Below are 23502 nucleotides of genomic sequence, written 5' to 3'. Positions count from 1 at the left end.
TGCCCTCACCCCGGCCCTCTCCGACGGGGAGAGGGAGCAAACACTAAAAACGGCAACGAGGTTGCCGTTTTGCTTTTTACCTACACCTCAAAATCCATCTCATCTTCACCGCGCAGCGGTATCAGCTGCACCTTCTGCACGCGATGGCTCTCAACCTGCAAGGTTTTGAGCATGTAATCCCCCACCTGAACCTCTTCCCCCGGCTGCGGAATACGTTGCAGATTTTCCATCAGCAAACCGGCGATGGTGTGGTATTCGCGCTTCTCGTCCAGCGGAAGCGGAACGAACTGCACCAGATCTTCGAGCGGCATGTGGCCGTTGGCGGTCCAGCTGCCGTCGGCGTTTTTCTGAATATCGTGGCGCGCATCGATCTCATCCACCTCATTAGGCAGATTACCGGCGATGGTTTCCATCACGTCGCTGAGCGTCACCAGCCCTTCCACAGAACCAAACTCATCAACGACAAACGCGAAGTGGGTGCGCGCGTTGCGGAACTGCTCCAGCGCGGAGAGCAGCGGCAGCGCTTCCGGGAAGACCAGCGGCTGGCGCACCAGCGCGCGCAGGTTTAGCGGCTCGCCGTGAAGCTGCTGTTGCAGCAGGTCAATCACGTGTACCACGCCCAGCAGCTCTTCTTCCTCTTCACCGCCGGTCACGACCACGCGGGTGTGCTGGTTTTTATCCAGCAGGGCACGGATCTGCTCTTCCGGCGCCGTCAGGTCAATATGCTCAATGTCATGGCGGGAGGTCATGATACTGCTCACTGTGCGCTGGTTGAGGTTAAGCACGCGCTCTATCATCCGGCGTTCCTGCGGGTTGAAGATCTGCCCGTCGCTGTGGTCGGCAAGCATCGCCGCGGATTCAGCATCCAGCTCGGCATCCTCTTTTTTGCCGCTCAGCAGGCGCATCACCGTATCTGCGGTGCGCTGCCGTAATGTCTGGTTCGCGGAAAGAAAACGGCGACGGTTGAAAATGGCCAGCTGGTTGAGAAACTCAATCAGCACCGAGAAACCAATGGCGGCGTAAAGATACCCTTTCGGGATATGGAAGCCAAAACCATCCGCTACCAGGCTAAAGCCAATCATCAGCAGGAAGCTCAGACAGAGGATGACGATAGTCGGGTGACTGTTCACGAAGCGCGTCAGGGCTTTACTGGCGAGCACCATCAGGGTGATGGCGATGATCACGGCGGCCATCATCACCGCCAGACGGTCAACCATCCCGACGGCCGTGATCACGGAGTCGAGAGAAAAGACGGCATCCAGCACCACTATCTGTGCGACCACCGGCCAGAATTTAGCGCCGCGTCGCTGGGTGGGGTTTTCACTGTCTTTTCCTTCCAGCCGCTCATTAAGCTCAACCGTGGCTTTGAACAGCAGGAACAATCCGCCGAAAAGCATGATCAGGTCGCGGGCGCTAAAGCTCAGACCCTGCACGCTGAATAAGGGTTTGGTCAGCGTCACCAGCCACGAGATTGAGGCCAGTAACAGCAGACGCATCACCATGGCGAGCAGAAGACCCGTCACGCGGGCGCGGTCGCGTTGTGAAGGGGGTAATTTATCGGCAAGGATGGCGATAAACACCAGGTTATCAATGCCGAGCACTAATTCGATGACGACCAGCGTCACCAGCCCGGCCCAGATTGATGGATCGGCAATCCATTCCATAGTAAATGCAATACCTTCTGTTATATGACTAATGTCACACTTCGATCATGGATAAAGCCGACGGAAATTGCAATGCCGGGGTGAGATTTCTCTTAATGCTACACTCAGGTAAACCCCATTTGCCGGGCGGTGTAAATAAGTTAATTGCGAAGATTCAATTACAGAAGTCGTTATTTAGGAAATATCGCAATAAATGGTCCGGCGATCTATTTTGTCAATATAAAGAAAATCCGAAAACCTTAAAACTTTGCTCTTAATATTAATCTTAAAAACGAATATTAGGACGGTTGTCTCCTTGCCTGCTATTAGGTTAGCTGCAACAATTCTTCCAGCATCAAATGTTAAAACTCCTTGTTGCTATTTTTGTTTCGGTCTTTGGTGAAGGTTATACATTATCAATCGCCCCTGTGAGGCGTTTGATATATTTCGCAAAAGGCCTTATCCAAGAGGGTGTCTAACCATAACGCATTGTTTAGTCAGTGGATTGGTAACTGAAAGCCAAGGGCGGTAGCGTGCCTGAAAGCGTGTGAATCAGCCTCAATTATTCTGTCAATAGCCAATGGATGAATAAGCTTTTTTTAGGACTGATGCCAGTTATATTGCTAAATGATTAACTGCATTCTGATTGTCACCACGACCCGCGCTTATTTTAATTGCACAGGATAATTACTCTGCCAAAGTGATAAATAATCAATGATGAAATCCAAAATGAAATTGATGCCATTATTGGTGTCTGTGACCTTGATGAGTGGTTGCACGGTCTTTCCCGGCAGCAATATGTCGACAATGGGCAAGGATGTGATTAAACAGCAGGATGCTGATTTTGATCTCGACAAAATGGTGAATGTGTATCCATTAACCCCACGTCTGGTGGAACAATTACGGCCACGTCCAAATGTTGCTCAGCCAAATATGTCTCTGGACCAGGAAATTGCCTCTTACCAGTATCGCGTGGGTCCGGGTGACGTCATTAATGTGACCGTCTGGGATCACCCGGAGCTGACCACGCCTGCGGGCCAGTACCGCAGCTCAAGCGACACCGGTAACTGGGTACAGTCCGATGGCACCATGTTCTATCCCTACATTGGCAAAGTGCACGTCGCGGGTAAAACGCTTGCTGAGATCCGTAGTGATATTACCGGCCGCCTGGCGCAGTACATTGCTGACCCGCAGGTGGACGTTAATATCGCCGCGTTCCGATCCCAGAAAGCCTATATCTCTGGCCAGGTCAATAAATCCGGCCAGCAGGCCATCACTAACGTCCCGCTCACCGTTCTCGATGCGATCAATGCCGCAGGCGGCTTAACCGACGGCGCTGACTGGCGCAACGTGGTGCTAACCCACAACGGCAAAGAGCAGCGCATTTCGCTTCAGGCGCTGATGCAAAACGGTGACCTGACCCAGAACCGCCTCCTCTATCCGGGCGACATTCTGTACGTGCCGCGCAATGACGATCTGAAAGTGTTCGTGATGGGTGAAGTGAAGAAACAGAGCACCCTCAAGATGGACTTCAGCGGTATGACCCTGACCGAAGCGCTGGGCAATGCGGAAGGCATCGATCTGACTGCCTCCAACGCGAGCGGTATCTTCGTGATCCGTCCTATCAAAGGCGAGAACGCGAAGGGCAAGATTGCCAACATCTACCAGCTGGATATGTCCGACGCGACGTCGCTGGTCATGGCAACGTCGTTCCGTCTCCAGCCGTACGATGTGGTCTATGTCACCACCGCGCCGGTTGCCCGCTGGAACCGTCTGATCAACCAGTTGCTGCCTACCATCAGTGGCGTTCGCTACATGACGGATACGGCGAGCGACGTTCATAACTGGTAAGCCGCGATGTTTAACAAAATTCTGGTGGTGTGCGTGGGGAACATTTGCCGTTCCCCCACGGCTGAAAGGCTGTTGAAAAATTACCAGCCTGCGTTAACGGTCGACTCCGCAGGGCTGGGCGCGCTGGTCGGAAAAGGTGCCGACGAACGTGCCGCAAGCGTTGCCCTTGAGCATAACCTCTCACTCGACGGGCACGTTGCCCGTCAGGTCTCTGGCAGGATGTGCCGGGAATATGACCTGATCCTCGCGATGGAAAAACGCCACATTCACGCGCTGTGCGATATCGCACCGGAGATGCGCGGCAAGGTGATGCTGTTTGGTCACTGGGATGGTGAGCGCGAAATTCCCGATCCGTATCGCAAGAGCCGCGAGGCCTTTGAGGCGGTATACACCTTACTAGACCAGTCTGCCCGTCAGTGGGCGCAGGCACTGAAAGCTCAGCAGGGATAACAATGACAGAAAAAACAAGACCTTCTGCCGCCCCGACGTCGGGCAGTGATGAAATCGATATCGGTCGCCTGGTCGGGACCGTTATTGAAGCGAAATGGTGGGTGCTGGGTATTACCGCCATCTTTGCCGTGGCGGCGATCGTTTATACGCTGTTCGCGACGCCTATTTACAGCGCCGACGCGCTGGTGCAGATCGAACAAAATACCGGAAACTCGCTGGTTCAGGATATCGGCTCGGCGCTGGCCAACAAGCCGCCGGCATCGGAAGCCGAAATTCAGCTGATTCAGTCGCGCCTGGTACTGGGCAAAACGGTTCACGACCTGGGGCTGGATATTGCGGTCACCAAAAACACCTTCCCGGTGTTTGGCGCAGGCTGGGATCGCCTGATGGGGCGCAGTAACGATACGGTAAAAGTGACCGACTTTGTGATCCCAAAAGGGGCAGGGGACCAAACCTTTACCCTGACCGTGCTGGGACCAAAACAGTATCAGCTGACCAGCGACGCGGGCTTCAGCGCGCGCGGCGAGGTGGGACAGATGCTGACTAAAGAGGGCGTCAGCATCAAGGTCAGCGCAATTCAGGCGCATGAGGGCGGGGAGTTTACGGTCACCAAATTCTCGACGCTCGGGATGATCAACAACCTGCAAAACAACCTGACCGTCACCGAAAACGGCAAGGATACCGGCGTTCTGAGCATGACCTTCACCGGTGAAGACAAGGATCAAATCCGCGACATCCTTAATAGCATCACCCGCAACTATCTTGAGCAGAACGTAGAGCGCAAGTCAGCGGAAGCCGCAAAAAGCCTGGCGTTCCTCAGTAAACAGCTGCCGGAGGTGCGCGCCCGTCTGGATGACGCTGAGAACAAGCTGAACGCGTACCGTCAGGACAAAGATTCCGTCGATCTGCCGCTGGAGGCGAAATCGGTTCTCGACTCCATGGTGAATATTGATGCGCAGCTGAACGAGCTGACCTTCAAAGAGGCGGAGATTTCCAAGCTCTATACCAAACGTCACCCGGCGTACCGCACTTTGCTGGAGAAACGTCGTACCCTGGAAGAAGAGAAGGCGAAGCTGAATGACCGCGTGACCGCGATGCCGAAGACGCAGCAGGAAATTGTACGCCTGACGCGTGATGTGGAATCCGGCCAGCAGGTTTACATGCAGCTGCTGAACAAACAGCAGGAGCTGAAAATCACCGAAGCCAGCACCGTCGGCGACGTGCGTATCGTTGACCCGGCGATTACCCAGCCGGGCGTGCTGAAGCCGAAGAAGGCGCTGATTATCCTCGGCAGCATTATTCTCGGCCTGATGCTTTCCATTGTCGGCGTGCTGCTGCGCTCGCTGTTCAACCGCGGTATCGAAAGTCCGCAGGTGCTGGAAGAGAACGGGATCAGCGTGTACGCCAGCATCCCGCTCTCCGAGTGGCAGAAGTCCCGTGACAGCGTCAAAACCGTTAAGGGCGTCAAGCGTTACAAACAGAGCCAGCTGCTGGCCGTGGGTAACCCGACTGACCTGGCGATTGAAGCGGTGCGCAGCCTGCGTACCAGCCTCCACTTCGCCATGATGCAGGCCAAAAACAACGTCCTGATGATGACCGGCGTTAGCCCATCAATCGGTAAAACCTTCGTCTGCGCCAACCTGGCGGCGGTGGTGAGCCAGACCAACAAGCGCGTGCTGCTGATCGACTGCGACATGCGTAAGGGCTACACCCACGAGCTGCTGGGGACCAACAACGTTAACGGACTGTCGGAAATCCTGCTCGGTAAAGGGGAAATCAGCGAGAGCGCCAAGCCGACGTCGATTCCGAAATTTGACCTGATCCCGCGTGGCCAGGTGCCGCCGAACCCGTCTGAACTGCTGATGAGCGAGCGCTTCACGCAGCTGATTGAGTGGGCGAGCAAAAACTACGACCTGGTGCTGATCGATACCCCACCAATTCTGGCGGTTACCGACGCCGCCGTGGTAGGGCGTCATGCGGGCACCACGCTGATGGTCGCACGCTATGCGGTGAACACCCTGAAGGAAGTGGAAACCAGCCTGAGCCGCTTTGAGCAGAACGGTATTGAGGTGAAGGGGGTCATTCTGAACTCCATCTTCCGCCGCGCGACCGGGTATCAGGATTACGGCTACTACGAGTACGAATACAAGTCTGACAGTAAATAACAAAATGCACCCCACACCCCTCACCCTAACCCTCTCCCCAAAGGGGAGAGGGGACTGTTCGGTGCTGGATTTGGGGGACGAACGTAATGATAACCACTGGATGCCTTTCACCCTCTCCCCTATGGGGAGAGGGCCGGGGTGAGGGGAAAATATGACCACACAACGCCCTTTGATTTCTATCTATATGCCGACATGGAATCGTCAGCAGCTGGCGATCCGCGCGATTAAATCGGTCCTGCGTCAGGATTACGATAACTGGGAACTGATTATCGTGGATGACTGTTCCTCCTCTTACGAACAACTGCAAAAGTTTGTTGAAGACCTGAACGACCCGCGCGTGGTGTACACGCACAACGCTATCAACTCCGGGGCGTGTGCGGTGCGCAACCAGGCGATTATGCAGGCGAAAGGGCAGTATCTGACCGGTATCGACGACGATGACGAATGGACGCCAAACCGTCTGTCGATCTTCCTGTCGCACAAAGCGCAGCTGGTGACCCACGCGTTTCTGTATGCCAATGACTATGTCTGTCAGGGCGAGGTCTATTCGCAGCCGGCCAGCCTGCCGCTGTATCCGAAATCACCGTATTCCCGCCGCCTGTTCTACAAGCGCAACATTATCGGCAACCAGGTGTTTACCTGGGCATGGCGCTTTAAGGAGTGCCTGTTCGATACCGAGCTGAAGGCGGCGCAGGATTACGACATTTTCCTGCGGATGGTGGTGGAGTACGGCGAGCCGTGGAAGGTGGAAGAGGCCACGCAGATCCTGCACATCAATCACGGGGAGATGCAAATCACCTCGTCGCCGAAGAAATTCTCGGGCTACTTCCATTTTTACCGCAAGCACAAGGACAAGTTTGACCGTGCCAGCCGGAAGTATCAGCTCTTCACCCTGTATCAGATCCGTAACAAGCGCATGAACTGGCGCACGTTGCTGACGTTGCTGTCGATACGTAACGGCAAGCGTCTGGCTGACGGGCTTCGGGGGAAATAATGTTTCTGGAAGATTGTCGCGCTAACAGCTGGAGCCTGCGCCCGTGCTGCATGGTTCTGGCCTACCGTATTGCGCACTTTTGCTCGGTGTGGCGCAAAAAAAATGTGCTGAACAATATCTGGGCCGCGCCGGTGCTGGTGCTGTACCGCATCATCACCGAATGCTTTTTTGGCTATGAAATTCAGGCCGCAGCCACCATTGGCCGCCGCTTTACCATTCATCACGGTTATGCGGTGGTCATCAACAAGTTCGTCGTCGCGGGTGATGATTTAACCATTCGCCACGGGGTGACGATCGGCAACCGCGGGCCAGACAGCCTGGCCTGCCCGGTCATCGGCAATAACGTCGAGCTGGGCGCCAACGTGGTGATGATCGGGGACATTACCGTGGGCAATAACGTGACGATTGGCGCAGGCAGCGTGGTGCTGGACAGCATTCCGGACAACGCGCTGGTGGTGGGCGAGAAAGCCCGCGTGAAGGTGATAAAATGAACATTCTGCAATTTAACGTACGCCTCGCAGAGGGCGGGGCGGCAGGCGTAGCGCTGGATCTGCACCAGCGCGCGCTGCAAAAAGGATTACAGTCGCGCTTCGTTTACGGTTACGGCAAAGGTGGCAAGAAAAGCGTCAGCCATGATAACTATCCGCAGGTGCTGAAGCAGACGCCACGTCTGACCTCCATCGCCAATATCGCGCTGTTCCGCCTGTTCAACCGCGACCTGTTCGGCAACCTGAATAATCTCTACCGCACCGTCACCCGCACTCGCGGCCCGGTTGTGCTGCACTTTCACGTGTTGCACAGCTACTGGCTGAATCTGGAAGAGGTGGTGGCGTTTTGTGGCAAGGTGAAGGCGCATAAGCCGGATACCCGATTCGTCTGGACGCTGCACGACCACTGGAGCGTGACCGGACGCTGCGCCTTTACCGACGGCTGCGAAGGCTGGAAAGATAACTGCCAGAAATGCCCTACGCTCAGCAACTACCCGCCGGTGAAGGTCGATCGCGCGCATCAGCTGGTTGAGGGTAAGCGTCAGCTGTTCCGCGATATGCTCTCGCTCGGCTGCACCTTCATCTCTCCAAGCCAGCACGTGGCGGATGCTTTTAATAGCCTGTACGGAGCAGGGCGCTGCCAGATCATCAACAACGGTATTGATGTGGCGACGGAAACGATCCTGGCCGAACTGACGCCCGTAGCCGTTACCGCCGGTAAGCCGAAAATTGCGGTCGTCGCCCATGACCTGCGTTACGACGGCAAAACCAACCAGCAGCTGGTGCGCGACATTATGGCGCTCGGCGACAAGATTGAGCTGCATACCTTTGGCAAATTCTCCCCGTTTGAAGGCGCTAACGTGGTGAACCACGGGTTTGAAACCGACAAACGCAAACTGATGAGCGCGCTGAACGGTATGGACGCGCTGGTGTTCAGCTCCCGCGTGGACAACTACCCGCTGATCCTGTGCGAAGCGCTCTCCATCGGCGTGCCGGTGATTGCCACCCACAGCGACGCCGCGCGGGAAGTGCTGGAGAAATCGGGCGGTAAAACCTTCAGTGAAAACGAGGTGCTGCCGCTGGTGCAGTTGTCGAAGGCCGATATCGCGCAGGCTGTTTTTGGCACTGACCTGGAATCGTTCCGCAACCGCAGCCGTAAAGCGTACAGTGGACAACAGATGCTGGAGGAGTATGTCTCGTTCTATCAGAATCTGTAGTTATCTGCTGCTGCCGCTGATCTACCTGCTGGTCAACGTTAAGATTGCCCAGCTCGGTGAAAGCTTCCCGATCACTATCGTCACCTTCCTGCCGGTTCTGCTGTTGCTTTACGTTGACAAGCTTAACCTCAAAAAGCTGATGATTGCGCTGGGCATCGGGTTTGGTCTGACGGCGTTTAACTACATCTTTGGACAGTCGCTGGACGCCAGCAAATATGTCACCTCCACCATGCTGTTTGTTTATATCGTTATCATTATTGGCATGGTGTGGAGTATTCGCTTTAAAACTATTTCTCCGCACAATTATAGGAAAATCCTCAGGTTCTTTTATATTGTCGTCGGGCTGATTGTTGTGCTTGCGGCAATGGAGATGGCGCAAATTATTCTCACAGGCGGAAGCAGCCTGATGGAAATAATTTCGAAATATCTTATATACAGTAACAGCTATGTACTGAACTTCATTAAGTTTGGTGGCAAGCGTACAACCGCGCTCTATTTTGAACCGGCGTTTTTTGCTCTGGCATTAATCTCAATTTGGCTCAGCATCAAACAGTTCGGTATCAAAACCCCCAAGACCGATGCTATGATTCTTGCAGGAATCGTTCTGTCAGGGTCGTTCTCCGGGGTAATGACGTTTATTCTGTTTTACCTGCTGGAGTGGGCGTTCCAGTACCTGAACAAAGAGGCGATTAAGAAAAAACTGCCGCTGGCGATAATCTCTCTGACGGTATTTTTAGTGGGCGTGATATTTGCGTTTCCGTACATTTCTGAGCGTCTGGGTGATTTGGGAACGGAAGGGTCATCGTCCTATTATCGCATCATTGGTCCACTGGTGATGGTGGGTTATTCCTTAACCCATATAGATGGCGTAGTAAGATTCGGCTCACTTTATGAATATGTTGCATCATTCGGAATCTTTAACGGTGCGGATGTCGGTAAAACCATAGACAATGGTCTGTATCTGTTAATTATCTATTTTTCCTGGTTCGCCGTACTGTTGACACTGTGGTATCTGTTTAAAGTTTTCAAAATGATGATTAACGCGTTTGGTGATAACCAGAACTTTCGCGTGCAACTTTATCTGTTCACACCGGTGTCGTTGTTTTTTACCGGGTCAATATTTAGCCCGGAATATGCATTCTTAATTGTATGTCCGTTTATTTTGCGCAAGGCGCTGAATATTACGAGCATATGACGAAATGAGGTGATTTATGTTTCTTAGCGTCATTACTGTCGCCTTTCGTAACTACGAAGGGGTGGTAAAAACCTGGCGCTCGCTGCGCAACCTGGCGCGCGATCCGAGCCTCACGTTTGAGTGGATCGTGGTCGATGGCGGCTCGAACGACGGCACGGCGGAGTTCCTGGAAAAACTCAACGGTGAGTTTAACTTACGTTACATCAGCGAGAAAGATAAAGGCATTTACGATGCCATGAATAAAGGCATCAACATGGCGCAGGGGCGTTACGCCATCTTCCTCAATTCCGGCGATGTGTTCCATGAAGATGTGGCGCTGTTTGCCCGTCAGCTGGCGCGCCAGAAAGAAGATGCCATGTTTATCGGTGATGCGCTGCTTGATTTCGGCGAGGGGAAAAAAGTGCTGCGCGGTGCGAAACCAGGCTGGTATATCTACCACAGCCTCCCGGCCAGCCATCAGGCTATTTTCTTCCCAATGAGCGGTCTGAAAAAACAGCCTTACGATTTGCGCTATAAAGTGTCATCAGATTATGCCCTGGCCGCCAGCCTTTACAAATCTGGCTACCCGTTCCGTCGAATTAAAGGACTGGTATCTGAATTTTCAATGGGCGGCGTGTCAACCTCGAATAATCTGGAACTGTGCCAGGATGCGAAAAACGTGCAGCGTAAAATATTACGCGTGCCGGGGTTCTGGGCGGAATTATCTTATTTCTTACGTCTGAAAACGACGGGTAAAGCGAAAGCCTTATATAACAAAGCCTGAGATATAAGGAAACGTAATGCAGGAATTAAATGGATTCTCCGTACCGAAAGGTTTTCGGGGCGGGAGCGGTATTAAAGTTCAACTGTGGTGGGCTGTACAGGCAACGTTATTTGCCTGGTCGCCGCAAATACTGTACCGCTGGCGCGCATTTTTACTGCGTCTGTTCGGCGCAAAAATAGGAAAAAACGTAGTCATTCGACCTTCGGTGAAAATTACTTATCCCTGGAAATTAACGCTTGGGGATTACGCCTGGGTTGGGGATGACGCAGTGTTATATACCCTTGGCGAGATTACGATTGGCGCAAATTCGGTGGTTTCACAGAAGTGTTATTTGTGCACCGGCAGCCACGATTTTATGAGCCCGCATTTTGATATTACCGCTTCGCCTGTTGTGATCGGTGAAAAATGCTGGCTGGCAACAGACGTCTTTGTTGCACCCGGTGTTTCTGTTGGCGATGGCACGGTAGTCGGTGCCCGCAGCAGCGTTTTTAAATCGCTTCCGGCAAATAAAATTTGCCGTGGCAACCCCGCAGTGGTGATACGCGAACGCGTTGAAACTGATTAAATTCATAAGTAGAGGAATATAAACATGTCTAAAGTCGCTCTCATCACCGGCGTTACCGGGCAGGATGGTTCTTACCTGGCAGAGTTACTGCTGGAAAAAGGGTATGAAGTTCACGGTATTAAGCGTCGTGCCTCTTCATTTAATACCGAGCGTGTCGATCATATCTACCAGGATCCTCACGCGGCGAACCCGAAATTCCACCTGCATTACGGCGACCTGACCGATACCTCCAACCTGACCCGCATCCTGCAAGAAGTACAGCCGGATGAAGTCTACAACCTGGGCGCGATGAGCCACGTTGCGGTCTCCTTCGAATCCCCGGAATACACCGCTGACGTGGACGCCATGGGTACGCTGCGTCTGCTGGAAGCGATTCGCTTCCTGGGTCTTGAGAAGAAAACTCGCTTCTACCAGGCATCTACCTCTGAGCTGTACGGCCTGGTGCAGGAAATTCCGCAGAAAGAGACCACGCCGTTCTACCCGCGTTCTCCGTACGCTGTGGCGAAACTGTACGCCTACTGGATCACCGTGAACTACCGTGAATCCTACGGCATGTACGCCTGTAACGGCATTCTGTTCAACCACGAATCTCCACGTCGCGGCGAAACGTTCGTGACCCGCAAAATCACCCGCGCGATCGCTAACATCGCTCAGGGCCTGGAGTCTTGCCTGCACCTCGGCAACATGGATTCCCTGCGTGACTGGGGCCATGCGAAAGACTACGTGAAAATGCAGTGGATGATGTTGCAGCAGGAGCAGCCAGAAGACTTCGTGATTGCGACCGGCGTGCAGTACTCCGTACGTCAGTTCGTTGAGATGGCTGCGGCACAGCTGGGCATCAAGCTGCGCTTCGAAGGCACCGGCGTGGAAGAGAAGGGTATCGTTGTTTCCGTGACCGGCCATGACGCACCGGGCGTGAAGCCAGGCGACGTGATTGTCCAGGTTGATCCGCGTTACTTCCGTCCTGCTGAAGTGGAAACCCTGCTGGGTGACCCAACCAAAGCGCACGAGAAGCTGGGCTGGAAACCAGAAACCACCCTGCAAGAAATGGTATCCGAGATGGTGGCCAAAGATCTTGAAGCAGCGAAAAAACACTCCCTGCTCAAGTCTCATGGCTACGAGGTTGCCATCGCGCTGGAGTCCTGAGAATGACAAAACAACGTATTTTTGTCGCCGGTCATCGCGGAATGGTGGGTTCCGCGATTGTTCGCCAGCTGGAACAGCGCGGTGACGTGGAGGTGATTGTTCGCACCCGCGACGAGCTGAACCTGCTTGACAGCAAAGCGGTGCAGGACTTCTTCGCCAGCGAACGTATCGACCAGGTGTATCTGGCGGCGGCGAAGGTGGGCGGCATTATAGCTAACAATACCTACCCGGCGGATTTCATCTACGAGAACATGATGATTGAGAGCAACATCATTCACGCGGCGCATCTGCACAACGTGAACAAGCTGCTGTTCCTCGGCTCATCCTGTATCTACCCGAAAATGGCGAAGCAGCCGATCGCCGAGAGCGAACTGTTGCAGGGCACGCTTGAAGCCACCAACGAGCCGTATGCGATTGCCAAAATTGCCGGGATCAAGCTGTGTGAATCCTACAACCGTCAGTATAACCGCGACTATCGCTCGGTGATGCCGACCAACCTGTACGGACCGCACGACAACTTCCACCCGAGCAATTCCCACGTGATCCCGGCGCTGCTGCGTCGTTTCCACGAGGCGACTGCCGAAAACGCCCCGGACGTGGTGGTGTGGGGCAGCGGTACGCCAATGCGCGAGTTCCTTCACGTGGACGATATGGCGGCGGCCAGCATTCACGTCATGGAGCTGGATCGCGAAGTGTGGCAGGAAAACACCGAGCCGATGCTGTCGCACATTAACGTCGGGACCGGCGTGGACTGCACCATTCGCGAGCTGGCGCAGACCATCGCGCAGGTGGTGGGCTACAAAGGACGCGTGGTGTTTGACGCCACCAAACCGGACGGCACGCCGCGCAAGCTGCTGGACGTGACCCGTCTGCATCAGCTGGGCTGGTATCACGAGGTCTCACTGGAGCAGGGGCTGGCCAGCACCTACCAGTGGTTCCTGGAAAACCAGCACCGCTTCCGGGGGTAATGATGTTTTTAAGTCAGGAAGATTTTGCCACGGTAGTGCGTTCCACTCCGCTGATCTCAATTGATTTGATCGTGGAGAACGAACGCGGCGAGTTCTTGCTGGGGAAACGAACCAATCGTCCTGCACAGGGCTTCTGGTTCGTGCCCGGCGGGCGCGTGCAGAAGGATGAGACGCTTACAGATGCGTTTGAGCGTCTCACTCTGGCGGAACTGGGCCTGCAACTGCCGATGGCAGCGGGCCAGTTTTACGGGGTCTGGCAGCACTTCTATGACGATAACTTTTCAGGCACCGGGTTCACCACGCACTACGTCGTGCTGGGGTTCCGCCTGAAGGTGAGTGAGGCAGACCTGCGTCTGCCTGATTCTCAGCATGACGATTACCGCTGGTTAACGCCAGAGGCGCTGCTGGCAAGCGACAACGTCCATGACAACAGTCGGGCGTACTTCCTTGCGGAACGTCAGGCCGAGGTGCCAGGTCTATGAAAATCCTCGTCTACGGAATTAACTACTCGCCGGAGCTTACCGGTATCGGGAAATACACCGGCGAGATGGTCGAGTGGATGGCGAGCCAGGGACATGACGTGCGGGTGATTACTGCCCCGCCGTATTACCCGGAGTGGAAGGTAGGCGAACGCTATTCCAGCTGGCGCTACCGCCGCGAAGAGGGCGCCGCGACCGTCTGGCGCTGCCCGCTCTACGTGCCGAAACAGCCCTCGACGCTGAAACGTTTAATTCATCTGGGCAGCTTTGCCCTGAGCAGTTTCTTCCCGCTGATGGCGCAGCGTCGCTGGAAGCCGGATCGCATCATCGGCGTGGTGCCGACCCTGTTCTGCACGCCAGGCATGCGCCTGCTGGGAAAACTCTCCGGCGCGCGCACCCTGCTGCACATTCAGGATTATGAAGTGGACGCCATGCTCGGGCTGGGTATGGCCGGGAAAGGCAAGGGCGGCAAGGTGGCGAAGCTCGCCAGCGCCTTTGAGCGCAGCGGCCTGCACAACGTGGATTACGTCTCGACCATCTCGCGCTCGATGATGAACAAGGCGCAGGAGAAGGGCGTCCCGGCGGAAAAAGTGATCTTCTTTCCGAACTGGTCCGAAGTGGCGCGCTTCCGCGATGTGACAGACCAGGACGCGCAGGCGTTGCGCGCGCAACTCGGGTTGCCTGCTGAGCAAAAAATCATTCTTTACTCAGGCAACATCGGCGAAAAACAGGGGCTGGAGAGCGTGATTGACGCCGCGCTTCAGCTGAGCGAACACCCGTGGATGTTCGTGATAGTCGGGCAGGGCGGTGGTAAAGCGCGGCTGGAAAAAATGGCCAGCGAGCGCGGACTGACCAACATCCGCTTCTTCCCGCTTCAGACTTATGACGCGCTGCCCGCGCTGCTGAAAATGGCGGACTGCCATCTGGTGGTGCAAAAACGCGGCGCGGCGGATGCGGTGCTGCCGTCCAAGCTGACCAACATTCTGGCAGTGGGCGGAAACGCGGTGATTACGGCAGAAGCCGCAACAGAATTAGGCCAGCTGTGCAACAGCTACCCGGGCATTGCCGTTTGCGTGGAGCCTGAATCGGTTCCTGCGCTGGTGACCGGAATTGAGCAGGCACTCGCCATGCCAAAAGAGAACACGGTGGCACGTGAATATGCCGAACGCACGCTCGAGAAAGAGAACGTGCTGAGCCAATTTATTGCAGATATACGGGGATAAATCATGAGTCAAACCACTTTGTATCCGGTCGTAATGGCGGGTGGATCCGGGAGCCGGTTGTGGCCACTGTCCCGCGTGCTTTATCCAAAACAATTTCTGTGCCTGAAAGGCGACCTCACCATGCTGCAAACGACGGTTAACCGTCTGCACGGCGTGGAGTGTGAAAGCCCGGTGGTGATCTGTAACGAGCAGCACCGCTTTATCGTTGCCGAGCAGCTGCGCCAGCTGAACAAACTGACCGAAAATATCATTCTGGAGCCTGCCGGACGCAACACGGCGCCTGCCATTGCCCTTGCGGCGCTGGCGGCAAAACGCAGCAGCCCGGACTGCGACCCGCTGATGCTGGTGCTGGCGGCTGACCACGTCATCCAGCAGGAAGAGGCCTTCCGCGACGCGGTACGCGCCGCGATTCCTTACGCTGAGAACGGCAAGCTGGTGACCTTCGGCATCGTGCCGGATCTCCCGGAAACCGGCTATGGCTACATTCGCCGCGGCAGCGTTACGCCTGGTGAAGGCGACAGCGTGGCCTTTGACGTGGCGCAGTTTGTCGAAAAACCGAATCTGGAAACCGCGCAGGCGTATGTCGCCAGCGGTGAATACTACTGGAACAGCGGTATGTTCCTGTTCCGCGCCGGTCGCTACCTGGAAGAGCTGGAAAAATATCGCCCGGATATCTTAAGCGCCTGCGAAAAAGCGATGGCGGTGGTGGATCCGGATCTCGATTTTATCCGCGTGGACGAAGAAGCCTTCCTCGCCTGTCCGGAAGAGTCCATTGACTATGCGGTGATGGAACGTACGGCAGATGCGGTAGTGGTACCGATGGATGCGGGCTGGAGCGACGTCGGCTCCTGGTCGTCACTGTGGGAGATCAGCGCGCATACCCCGGAGGGTAACGTCCATCACGGGGATGTGATCAGCCACAAAACGGAAAACAGCTACGTCTACGCCGAATCTGGCCTCGTCACTACGGTAGGGGTGAAGGATCTGGTGGTCGTGCAGACCAAAGACGCGGTGCTGATTGCCGACCGTAATGCCGTGCAGGACGTTAAAAAAGTGGTGGAGAAGATCAAGGCCGATGGTCGCCACGAACACCATATTCACCGTGAAGTCTACCGCCCGTGGGGCAAATATGACTCCATCGACGCCGGCGAGCGTTATCAGGTGAAACGCATCACCGTGAAGCCGGGAGAAGGGCTGTCGGTGCAGATGCACCATCACCGCGCCGAACACTGGGTGGTGGTGGCAGGGACCGCCAAAGTGACCATCGACGGTGAAGTGAAGCTGCTCGGTGAAAACGAGTCCATTTATATTCCGCTGGGCGCCACGCACTGTCTGGAAAACCCGGGGAAAATTCCGCTCGACTTAATTGAGGTGCGTTCCGGCTCCTATCTGGAAGAGGACGACATCATCCGCTTCCAGGATCGCTACGGGCGCGTGTAGCACTCCGCATCATGCCCGGTGGCGCTGCGCTTACCGGGCCTACGAATGAAAAAAATAAATTTGGCCATTACATGGTCAGGGCCAACTGTTGCCTGAAAAAGGGGTCATCATGGAAAAATTAACCTGCTTTAAAGCCTACGATATTCGCGGCAAGCTGGGCGAAGAGCTGAACGAAGACATTGCGTGGCGCATCGGCCGCGCGTACGGCGAATATCTGAAACCACAAACTATCGTGCTGGGCGGCGACGTGCGTCTGACCAGCGAATCTCTGAAGCTGGCGCTGGCGAAAGGGCTACAGGACGCGGGCGTCGACGTACTGGACATTGGCCTTTCCGGTACCGAAGAGATCTATTTTGCCACCTTCCACCTGGGCGTGGACGGCGGTATCGAAGTGACGGCCAGCCATAACCCGATGGACTACAACGGCATGAAGCTGGTGCGCAAGGGCGCGCGTCCTATCAGCGGCGACACCGGTCTGCGTGACGTGCAGCGTCTGGCCGAGGCCAACGACTTCCCGCCGGTGAACGAAGCGAAGCGCGGCAGCTATAAGCAGATTAACCTGCAAAAAGAGTACATCGACCACCTGCTGGGCTACATCAATGTGGCAAACCTCAAACCGCTGAAGCTGGTGATTAACTCCGGCAACGGCGCGGCAGGCCCGGTTGTCGATGCACTTGAAGCCCGCTTTAAGGCGCTGAACGTGCCGGTGACCTTCGTCAAAGTGCACAACACGCCAGACGGCAACTTCCCGAACGGTATTCCTAACCCGCTGCTGCCGGAGTGCCGCGACGACACCCGCAACGCGGTGATTGAGCACGGCGCCGATATGGGTATCGCCTTTGACGGCGACTTCGACCGCTGCTTCCTGTTCGATGAGAAAGGGCAGTTTATCGAAGGCTACTACATCGTTGGCCTGCTGGCGGAAGCGTTCCTCGAGAAAAACCCGGGGGCGAAAATCATTCACGATCCGCGTCTTTCCTGGAACACCGTCGACGTGGTGAAGGCCGCGGGCGGCGAGCCGGTGATGTCCAAAACCGGCCACGCGTTTATCAAAGAGCGTATGCGTGAGGAAGACGCCATCTACGGCGGCGAGATGAGCGCCCACCACTATTTCCGTGATTTTGCCTACTGCGACAGCGGGATGATCCCGTGGCTGCTGGTGACCGAGCTGCTGTGCCTGAAAGGGCAGAGCCTGGGCGAACTGGTGCGCGACCGCATGGCGGCGTTCCCGGCGAGCGGCGAGATCAACAGCAAACTGGCGCAGCCCGCTGAGGCCATTGCCCGCGTAGAGCACCACTTTGCCATTCATGCGCTGGAGATTGACCGTACCGACGGCATCAGCATGGCGTTCCCGCAGTGGCGCTTTAACCTGCGCTCGTCCAATACTGAGCCGGTGGTGCGCCTGAACGTGGAGTCCCGCGCCGATACCGCGCTGATGGAAGCCCGAACGAAGGACATTCTGGCGCTGTTGAATCAGTAATAACTGCCCCTCCTGGTAGGAGGGGGAACCGAATACAGGAACAACGATGACAAATCTAAAAAAGCGCGAACGAGCGAGAACGAATGCATCGTTAATCTCTATGGTGCAGCGTTTTTCTGATATCACCATCATGGTCGGCGGACTGTGGGCGGTGTGTTGGGTCAGCGGGCAGTCGTTCTTATACATGCACTTGCTGATGGCGTTGATTGCGCTGGTGGTGTTTCAGATGATCGGCGGCATGACCGATTTCTATCGTTCATGGCGCGGCGTCAAAATGACCACCGAACTGATGCTGCTGCTCCAGAACTGGACCTTAAGCCTGATTTTCAGCGCAGGCCTGGTGGCGTTCAGCCATGATTTTGATAACCGTCTTGTGACCTATCTCTGCTGGTATCTGTTAACCAGCATTGGCATGGTGGTCTGCCGCTCGCTGATCCGCTTTGGCGCGGGCTGGCTGCGCAACCGCGGGTATAACCGTCGCTTCGTTGCCGTGGCGGGCGATCTGCCGGTGGGGCAGGTGTTGCTCGACAGCTTCCGCAAAGAGCCGTGGTTAGGTTTTGAAGTGGTCGGGATTTATCACGACGCGAAGCCCGGCGGCGTGCCGTCCGACTGGGCTGGTAACTACGAACAGCTTATTGACGATGCGAAAGCCGGCAAAATTCATAACGTCTACATCGCCATGCAGATGAAAGATGAATCCCGCATCAAGAAACTGATGCGCGAGCTGGCGGATACCACCTGCTCGGTGATCCTCATCCCGGATGTCTTCACCTTCAATATTCTCCACTCCCGTATTGAAGAGGTGAACGGGGTACCGGTTGTTCCGCTGTACGACACGCCGCTGTCGGGGATTAACCGCGTGCTGAAGCGCGTGGAAGATATCGTGCTTTCGTCCCTGATCCTGCTGCTCATCTCCCCGGTGCTGTGCTGCATTGCGCTGGCGGTAAAGCTCAGCTCGCCGGGGCCGATCATCTTCCGTCAGACCCGATACGGCATGGACGGTAAGCCGATCATGGTGTGGAAATTCCGCTCCATGAAGGTGATGGAGAACGACAAGGTGGTGACCCAGGCGACGCAGAACGATCCGCGAGTCACCCGTGTGGGCAACTTCCTGCGCCGTACCTCGCTCGATGAGCTGCCGCAGTTCATCAACGTGTTCACCGGCGGGATGTCCATCGTCGGGCCTCGTCCTCACGCCGTGGCCCATAACGAGCAGTACCGTACCCTGATTGAAGGCTACATGCTGCGCCATAAGGTGAAGCCGGGCATCACCGGCTGGGCGCAGATCAACGGCTGGCGCGGCGAGACCGATACGCTGGAAAAAATGGAAAAACGCATCGAGTTCGATCTGGAGTACATCCGCGAGTGGAGCCTCTGGTTCGATATCAAGATTGTTTTTCTGACCATTTTCAAAGGTTTCGTGAACAAAGCGGCGTACTAAGATGAGCTTACGAGAAAAAACCATCAGCGGTGCGAAATGGTCAGCCATGGCCACCATCGTCATCATTGGCCTCGGCCTGGTGCAGATGACGGTGCTGGCGCGCATTATCGATAATCACCAGTTTGGTCTGCTGACCGTCTCGCTGGTGATTATCGCCCTGGCCGATACGCTGTCGGACTTTGGTATCGCCAACTCCATTATCCAGCGCAAAGAGATCAGCCATCTGGAGCTGACCACCCTCTACTGGCTGAACGTCGGGCTGGGTATCTTCGTTTTTGTGCTGGTGTTCCTGCTGAGCGATGTGATTGCCGGCGTGCTGCATAACCCGGACCTGGCGCCGCTGATGCGCACCCTGTCGTTCGCTTTCGTGGTGATCCCGCACGGGCAGCAGTTCCGCGCGCTGATGCAGAAAGAGCTGGAGTTCAACAAAATCGGCATGATTGAGACCAGCGCCGTGCTGGCGGGCTTTACCTTCACCGTGGTCAGCGCCCATTTCTGGCCGCTGGCGATGACCGCCATCCTCGGCTACCTCGTTAACTCTGCCGTGCGCACGCTGCTGTTCGGCTTCTTTGGCCGTAGGATTTATCGCCCGGGGCTGCATTTTTCGCTGGCGTCTGTTTCATCCAACCTGCGCTTCGGCGCGTGGCTGACGGCAGACAGCATTATCAACTACGTAAATACTAACCTCTCCACGCTGGTGCTGGCGCGCATTCTGGGCGCGAGCGTCGCGGGTGGCTACAACCTGGCGTATAACGTCGCGGTTGTCCCGCCGATGAAGCTCAACCCGATTATTACCCGCGTCCTGTTCCCGGCGTTCGCCAAAATTCAGGACGATACCGAAAAGCTGCGCGTGAACTTTTACAAGCTGCTCTCCGTGGTGGGGATCATCAACTTCCCGGTCCTGCTGGGGCTGATGGTGGTCGCCAGCAATTTCGTACCGCTGGTGTTTGGCGAGAAGTGGAACAGCATCATCCCAATCCTGCAACTGCTGTGCGTCGTGGGGCTGCTGCGCTCGGTGGGGAACCCGATTGGTTCTCTGCTGATGGCAAAGGCGCGCGTGGATATCAGCTTCAAGTTCAACGTGTTTAAAACCTTCCTGTTTATTCCGGCAATTATTGTGGGCGGGCACATGGCGGGTGCCATTGGCGTGACGCTCGGCTTCCTGCTGGTGCAAATCGTCAATACCGTGCTGAGCTACTTCGTGATGATCAAACCGGTGCTGGGCTCCAGCTACCGTCAGTACATCCTCAGCCTGTGGCTGCCGTTTTATCTCTCCTTGCCGACGCTTGCGGTGAGCTACGGCCTGGGCGTGGTGCTGAACGGACATCTGCCGCTGGCGGCGCTGCTTGCGGTGCAGGTCGCGGCAGGCGCGCTGGCGTTTGGCGTGATGATTGTGCTGTCACGCAATGCGCTGGTGGTCGAGATGAAGCGCCAGTTTTGCCGTAACGAAAAAATGAAAACGCTGCTTCGCGCAGGCTAATTTTACGAGGCCATTATGAAATTACTTATTCTTGGCAACCATACCTGCGGCAACCGTGGCGACAGCGCCATCCTGCGCGGTTTACTGGATGCAATTAACACCCTTAAGCCTGAGACTGAAGTGGATGTGATGAGCCGTTATCCGGTCAGCTCATCCTGGTTACTGAACCGCCCGGTGATGGGCGACCCGCTCTACAGCCAGATGAAACAGCACAACAACGCTGCGGGCGTGATGGGGCGCGTGAAGAAAGTCCTGCGTCGCCGCTATCAGCATCAGGTGCTGCTTTCTCGCGTAACCGACACCGGCAAGCTGCGCAACATCGCCATCGCGCAGGGCTTTACCGATTTTGTGCGTCTGCTGTCCGGCTATGACGCCATTATTCAGGTGGGCGGTTCGTTCTTCGTCGATCTCTACGGCGTGCCGCAGTTTGAGCATGCGCTTTGTACCTTCATGGCGAAAAAGCCGCTGTTTATGATCGGCCACAGCGTCGGGCCATTCCAGGATCCGCAGTTTAACCAGCTGGCGAACTATGTCTTCGGCCACTGCGACGCGCTGATCCTGCGTGAATCGGTCAGCCTCGACATGATGAAGCGCAGCGAAATTGACACCACCAAAGTGGAGCACGGTGTAGACACCGCCTGGCTGGTGGATCATCAGGATGACAGCTTCCAGGCCAGCTACGCGGTACAGCACTGGCTGGACGTGGCGGCAAAGCAGAAAACCGTCGCCATTACCCTCCGTGAACTTGCGCCGTTCGATAAACGCCTCGGCACGACCCAGGCGGCGTACGAAAAAGCCTTTGCCGACGTGGTGAACCGCGTGCTGGACAGCGGTTACCAGGTGCTGGCGCTTTCCACCTGTACCGGTATCGACAGCTACAACAAAGATGACCGTATGGTGGCGCTCAACCTGCGCAACCTGGTGAACGATCCGTCCCGCTATCACGTGGTGATGGACGAGCTGAACGATCTGGAGATGGGCAAGCTGCTCTCCGCCTGCGACCTGACCGTGGGCACGCGTCTGCACTCGGCCATTATCTCGATGAACTTCGGCACGCCAGCCATCGCCATTAACTACGAACACAAGTCCGCGGGCATTATGCAGCAGCTCGGTATGCCGGAAATGGCCGTTGATATTCGTCATCTGCTGGACGGGTCGCTGGGTGCGATGGTGGGCGACACGCTCGGCCAGTTGCCTGCGATCAACGAACGTCTGGCGGTGGCGGTAAAAGCCGAACGCGAAAAAGGTATTGGCATGGTGAAATCCGTACTCGACCGCGTCCGGGAGGGGAAATGAAGGTTGGTTTCTTCTTACTGAAATTTCCGCTGTCGTCTGAAACCTTTGTGCTGAACCAAATCACCGCGTTTATCGATATGGGGTATGACGTGGAGATTATCGCCCTGCAAAAGGGCGATACGCAAAACACCCATGCGGCGTATACCCGGTATGGGCTGGAGGCAAAAACCCGCTGGTTGCAGGATGAACCCGCCGGACGGATGAACAAACTGCGCTATCGCGCCGGACAGACGCTGCGCGGCCTGCATCGCGCCTCGACGTGGCGGGCGCTGAATATGTCGCGCTATGGGGCGGAGGCCCGCAACCTGATCTTATCCGCCATTTGCGGGCAAACGGCCCAGCCGTACCGGGCCAATGTCTTTATCGCCCACTTTGGCCCGGCGGGCGTAACGGCGGCAAAACTGCGTGAGCTGGGGGTGATTGACGGCAAAATCGCAACCATTTTCCACGGTATCGACATCTCCAGCCGGGAAGTGCTGAACCACTACACACCGGAATATCAGCAGCTGTTTCGCCGTGGCGACATGATGCTACCGATAAGCAACCTGTGGGCCGGGCGCCTGAAAACCATGGGGTGCCCGAGCGAGAAAATCACCGTTTCACGCATGGGCGTAGACATGGAACGCTTCACCCAGCGACCGGTCAAGGTGCCGGGCAAGCCGCTGCAAATTATCTCTGTTGCCCGCCTGACCGAAAAGAAAGGGCTGCACGTAGCCATCGAAGCCTGTCGCCAGCTGAAGGCGCGTGGTGTGGACTTCCACTACCGCATCCTGGGTATCGGGCCGTGGGAGCGTCGCCTGCGCACGCTGATTGAACAGTATCAGCTGGAAGACGTGGTCGAGATGCCGGGCTTCAAGCCGAGCCACGAAGTGAAAGCCATGCTTGATGACGCGGATGTATTCCTGCTGCCTTCCGTAACCGGCGCCGACGGCGATATGGAAGGCATTCCCGTGGCGCTGATGGAGGCGATGGCCGTCGGCATTCCGGTGGTCTCGACCCTGCACAGCGGCATCCCGGAGCTGATAACCTCTGAGCATTCTGGCTGGCTGGTCCCTGAAAACAATGCGCTGGCGCTGGCGGATCGTCTGGCCGCGTTCAGCAATATCGATCAGCAAACGCTGATCCCTGTGCTGCAAAATGCGCGGCAAAAAGTTGAAGCAGAATTCAATCAGCAGGTGATTAATCGCCAGTTAGCGAGCCTGCTGCAAACGCTGTAAC

At 55.9% G+C, this 23502-nt stretch carries 20 protein-coding genes; 19 read left to right on the top strand and 1 reads right to left on the bottom strand.

All coding sequences use genetic code 11. The features are described 5' to 3' along the window. Positions 1 to 80: 80 nt before the first annotated feature. The gene (locus BFV63_RS14365; RefSeq protein ID WP_048240484.1) at positions 81 to 1664 is read right to left on the bottom strand and encodes a TerC family protein; all 1584 of its coding nucleotides are present in this window, start codon (positions 1662 to 1664) and stop codon (positions 81 to 83) included. A gap of 693 nt (positions 1665 to 2357) precedes the next feature. Between BFV63_RS14365 and BFV63_RS14360 the strand changes: the two genes are divergently transcribed. The 19 genes from BFV63_RS14360 (at position 2358) to wcaL (ending at position 23501) form a co-directional block, all read left to right on the top strand. Beyond that, positions 2358 to 3494, top strand: coding sequence for a polysaccharide export protein (locus BFV63_RS14360; protein WP_003862079.1), 1137 nt, complete (start codon positions 2358 to 2360; stop codon positions 3492 to 3494). Positions 3495 to 3500: 6 nt separating this feature from the next. After that, on the top strand, positions 3501 to 3944 hold the full coding sequence (gene wzb, locus BFV63_RS14355) for a low molecular weight protein-tyrosine-phosphatase Wzb (RefSeq protein WP_003862078.1): 444 nt from the start codon (positions 3501 to 3503) through the stop codon (positions 3942 to 3944). Positions 3945 to 3946: 2 nt separating this feature from the next. Next, positions 3947 to 6109: a tyrosine-protein kinase Wzc gene (gene wzc / locus BFV63_RS14350; RefSeq protein ID WP_015572374.1), complete on the top strand. Its 2163-nt coding sequence runs from the start codon at positions 3947 to 3949 to the stop codon at positions 6107 to 6109. 151 nt (positions 6110 to 6260) lie between these two features. Beyond that, positions 6261 to 7103, top strand: coding sequence for a colanic acid biosynthesis glycosyltransferase WcaA (gene wcaA, locus BFV63_RS14345; protein ID WP_048240486.1), 843 nt, complete (start codon positions 6261 to 6263; stop codon positions 7101 to 7103). Next, positions 7103 to 7594, top strand: coding sequence for a colanic acid biosynthesis acetyltransferase WcaB (gene wcaB / locus BFV63_RS14340; protein WP_048240487.1), 492 nt, complete (start codon positions 7103 to 7105; stop codon positions 7592 to 7594). Before wcaA ends, wcaB begins: the two co-directional genes overlap by 1 nt. After that, positions 7591 to 8808, top strand: a complete 1218-nt coding sequence (gene wcaC, locus BFV63_RS14335) for a colanic acid biosynthesis glycosyltransferase WcaC (protein WP_045350258.1) — start codon at positions 7591 to 7593, stop codon at positions 8806 to 8808. The genes wcaB and wcaC overlap by 4 nt, the downstream gene beginning before the upstream one ends. Beyond that, complete coding sequence (wcaD, locus tag BFV63_RS14330) at positions 8783 to 10003, top strand: colanic acid polymerase WcaD (protein WP_045350260.1); 1221 nt, start codon at positions 8783 to 8785, stop codon at positions 10001 to 10003. The genes wcaC and wcaD overlap by 26 nt, the downstream gene beginning before the upstream one ends. 16 nt (positions 10004 to 10019) lie before the next feature. Further along, a complete protein-coding gene (wcaE, locus tag BFV63_RS14325) occupies positions 10020 to 10766 on the top strand; it encodes a colanic acid biosynthesis glycosyltransferase WcaE (protein WP_003863510.1) in 747 nt (248 codons plus the stop codon). A gap of 16 nt (positions 10767 to 10782) precedes the next feature. After that, positions 10783 to 11331, top strand: a complete 549-nt coding sequence (gene wcaF / locus BFV63_RS14320; RefSeq protein ID WP_003863512.1) for a colanic acid biosynthesis acetyltransferase WcaF — start codon at positions 10783 to 10785, stop codon at positions 11329 to 11331. A 24-nt stretch (positions 11332 to 11355) separates the two neighbouring features. Continuing rightward, complete coding sequence (gene gmd / locus BFV63_RS14315; RefSeq protein WP_003863514.1) at positions 11356 to 12477, top strand: GDP-mannose 4,6-dehydratase; 1122 nt, start codon at positions 11356 to 11358, stop codon at positions 12475 to 12477. A 2-nt stretch (positions 12478 to 12479) separates the two neighbouring features. After that, positions 12480 to 13445, top strand: coding sequence for a GDP-L-fucose synthase (gene fcl / locus BFV63_RS14310; RefSeq protein WP_003863516.1), 966 nt, complete (start codon positions 12480 to 12482; stop codon positions 13443 to 13445). 2 nt (positions 13446 to 13447) lie between these two features. After that, a complete protein-coding gene (locus tag BFV63_RS14305) occupies positions 13448 to 13927 on the top strand; it encodes a GDP-mannose mannosyl hydrolase (protein WP_003863519.1) in 480 nt (159 codons plus the stop codon). After that, positions 13924 to 15147, top strand: a complete 1224-nt coding sequence (wcaI, locus tag BFV63_RS14300) for a colanic acid biosynthesis fucosyltransferase WcaI (RefSeq protein ID WP_023314469.1) — start codon at positions 13924 to 13926, stop codon at positions 15145 to 15147. Before BFV63_RS14305 ends, wcaI begins: the two co-directional genes overlap by 4 nt. A gap of 3 nt (positions 15148 to 15150) precedes the next feature. After that, complete coding sequence (gene cpsB, locus BFV63_RS14295; RefSeq protein ID WP_003863522.1) at positions 15151 to 16587, top strand: mannose-1-phosphate guanyltransferase; 1437 nt, start codon at positions 15151 to 15153, stop codon at positions 16585 to 16587. Between the two features lie 109 nt (positions 16588 to 16696). Continuing rightward, the gene (gene cpsG, locus BFV63_RS14290; protein ID WP_003863524.1) at positions 16697 to 18067 is read left to right on the top strand and encodes a colanic acid biosynthesis phosphomannomutase CpsG; all 1371 of its coding nucleotides are present in this window, start codon (positions 16697 to 16699) and stop codon (positions 18065 to 18067) included. Positions 18068 to 18113: 46 nt separating this feature from the next. Then, a complete protein-coding gene (gene wcaJ, locus BFV63_RS14285) occupies positions 18114 to 19508 on the top strand; it encodes an undecaprenyl-phosphate glucose phosphotransferase (RefSeq protein WP_003863525.1) in 1395 nt (464 codons plus the stop codon). Position 19509: 1 nt separating this feature from the next. Further along, complete coding sequence (gene wzxC, locus BFV63_RS14280) at positions 19510 to 20988, top strand: colanic acid undecaprenyl disphosphate flippase WzxC (RefSeq protein WP_023324941.1); 1479 nt, start codon at positions 19510 to 19512, stop codon at positions 20986 to 20988. Positions 20989 to 21003: 15 nt separating this feature from the next. Beyond that, complete coding sequence (wcaK, locus tag BFV63_RS14275) at positions 21004 to 22284, top strand: colanic acid biosynthesis pyruvyl transferase WcaK (protein WP_006811234.1); 1281 nt, start codon at positions 21004 to 21006, stop codon at positions 22282 to 22284. Continuing rightward, a complete protein-coding gene (wcaL, locus tag BFV63_RS14270) occupies positions 22281 to 23501 on the top strand; it encodes a colanic acid biosynthesis glycosyltransferase WcaL (RefSeq protein ID WP_048240489.1) in 1221 nt (406 codons plus the stop codon). The genes wcaK and wcaL overlap by 4 nt, the downstream gene beginning before the upstream one ends. Position 23502 lies beyond the last annotated feature (1 nt).

The sequence above is a fragment of the Enterobacter hormaechei subsp. xiangfangensis genome, from assembly GCF_001729785.1.
GTDB lineage: Bacteria > Pseudomonadota > Gammaproteobacteria > Enterobacterales > Enterobacteriaceae > Enterobacter > Enterobacter hormaechei_C.
The sequence above is the reverse complement of the archived record's forward strand: the minus strand, read 5'-3'. Positions and strand labels throughout refer to the sequence as shown.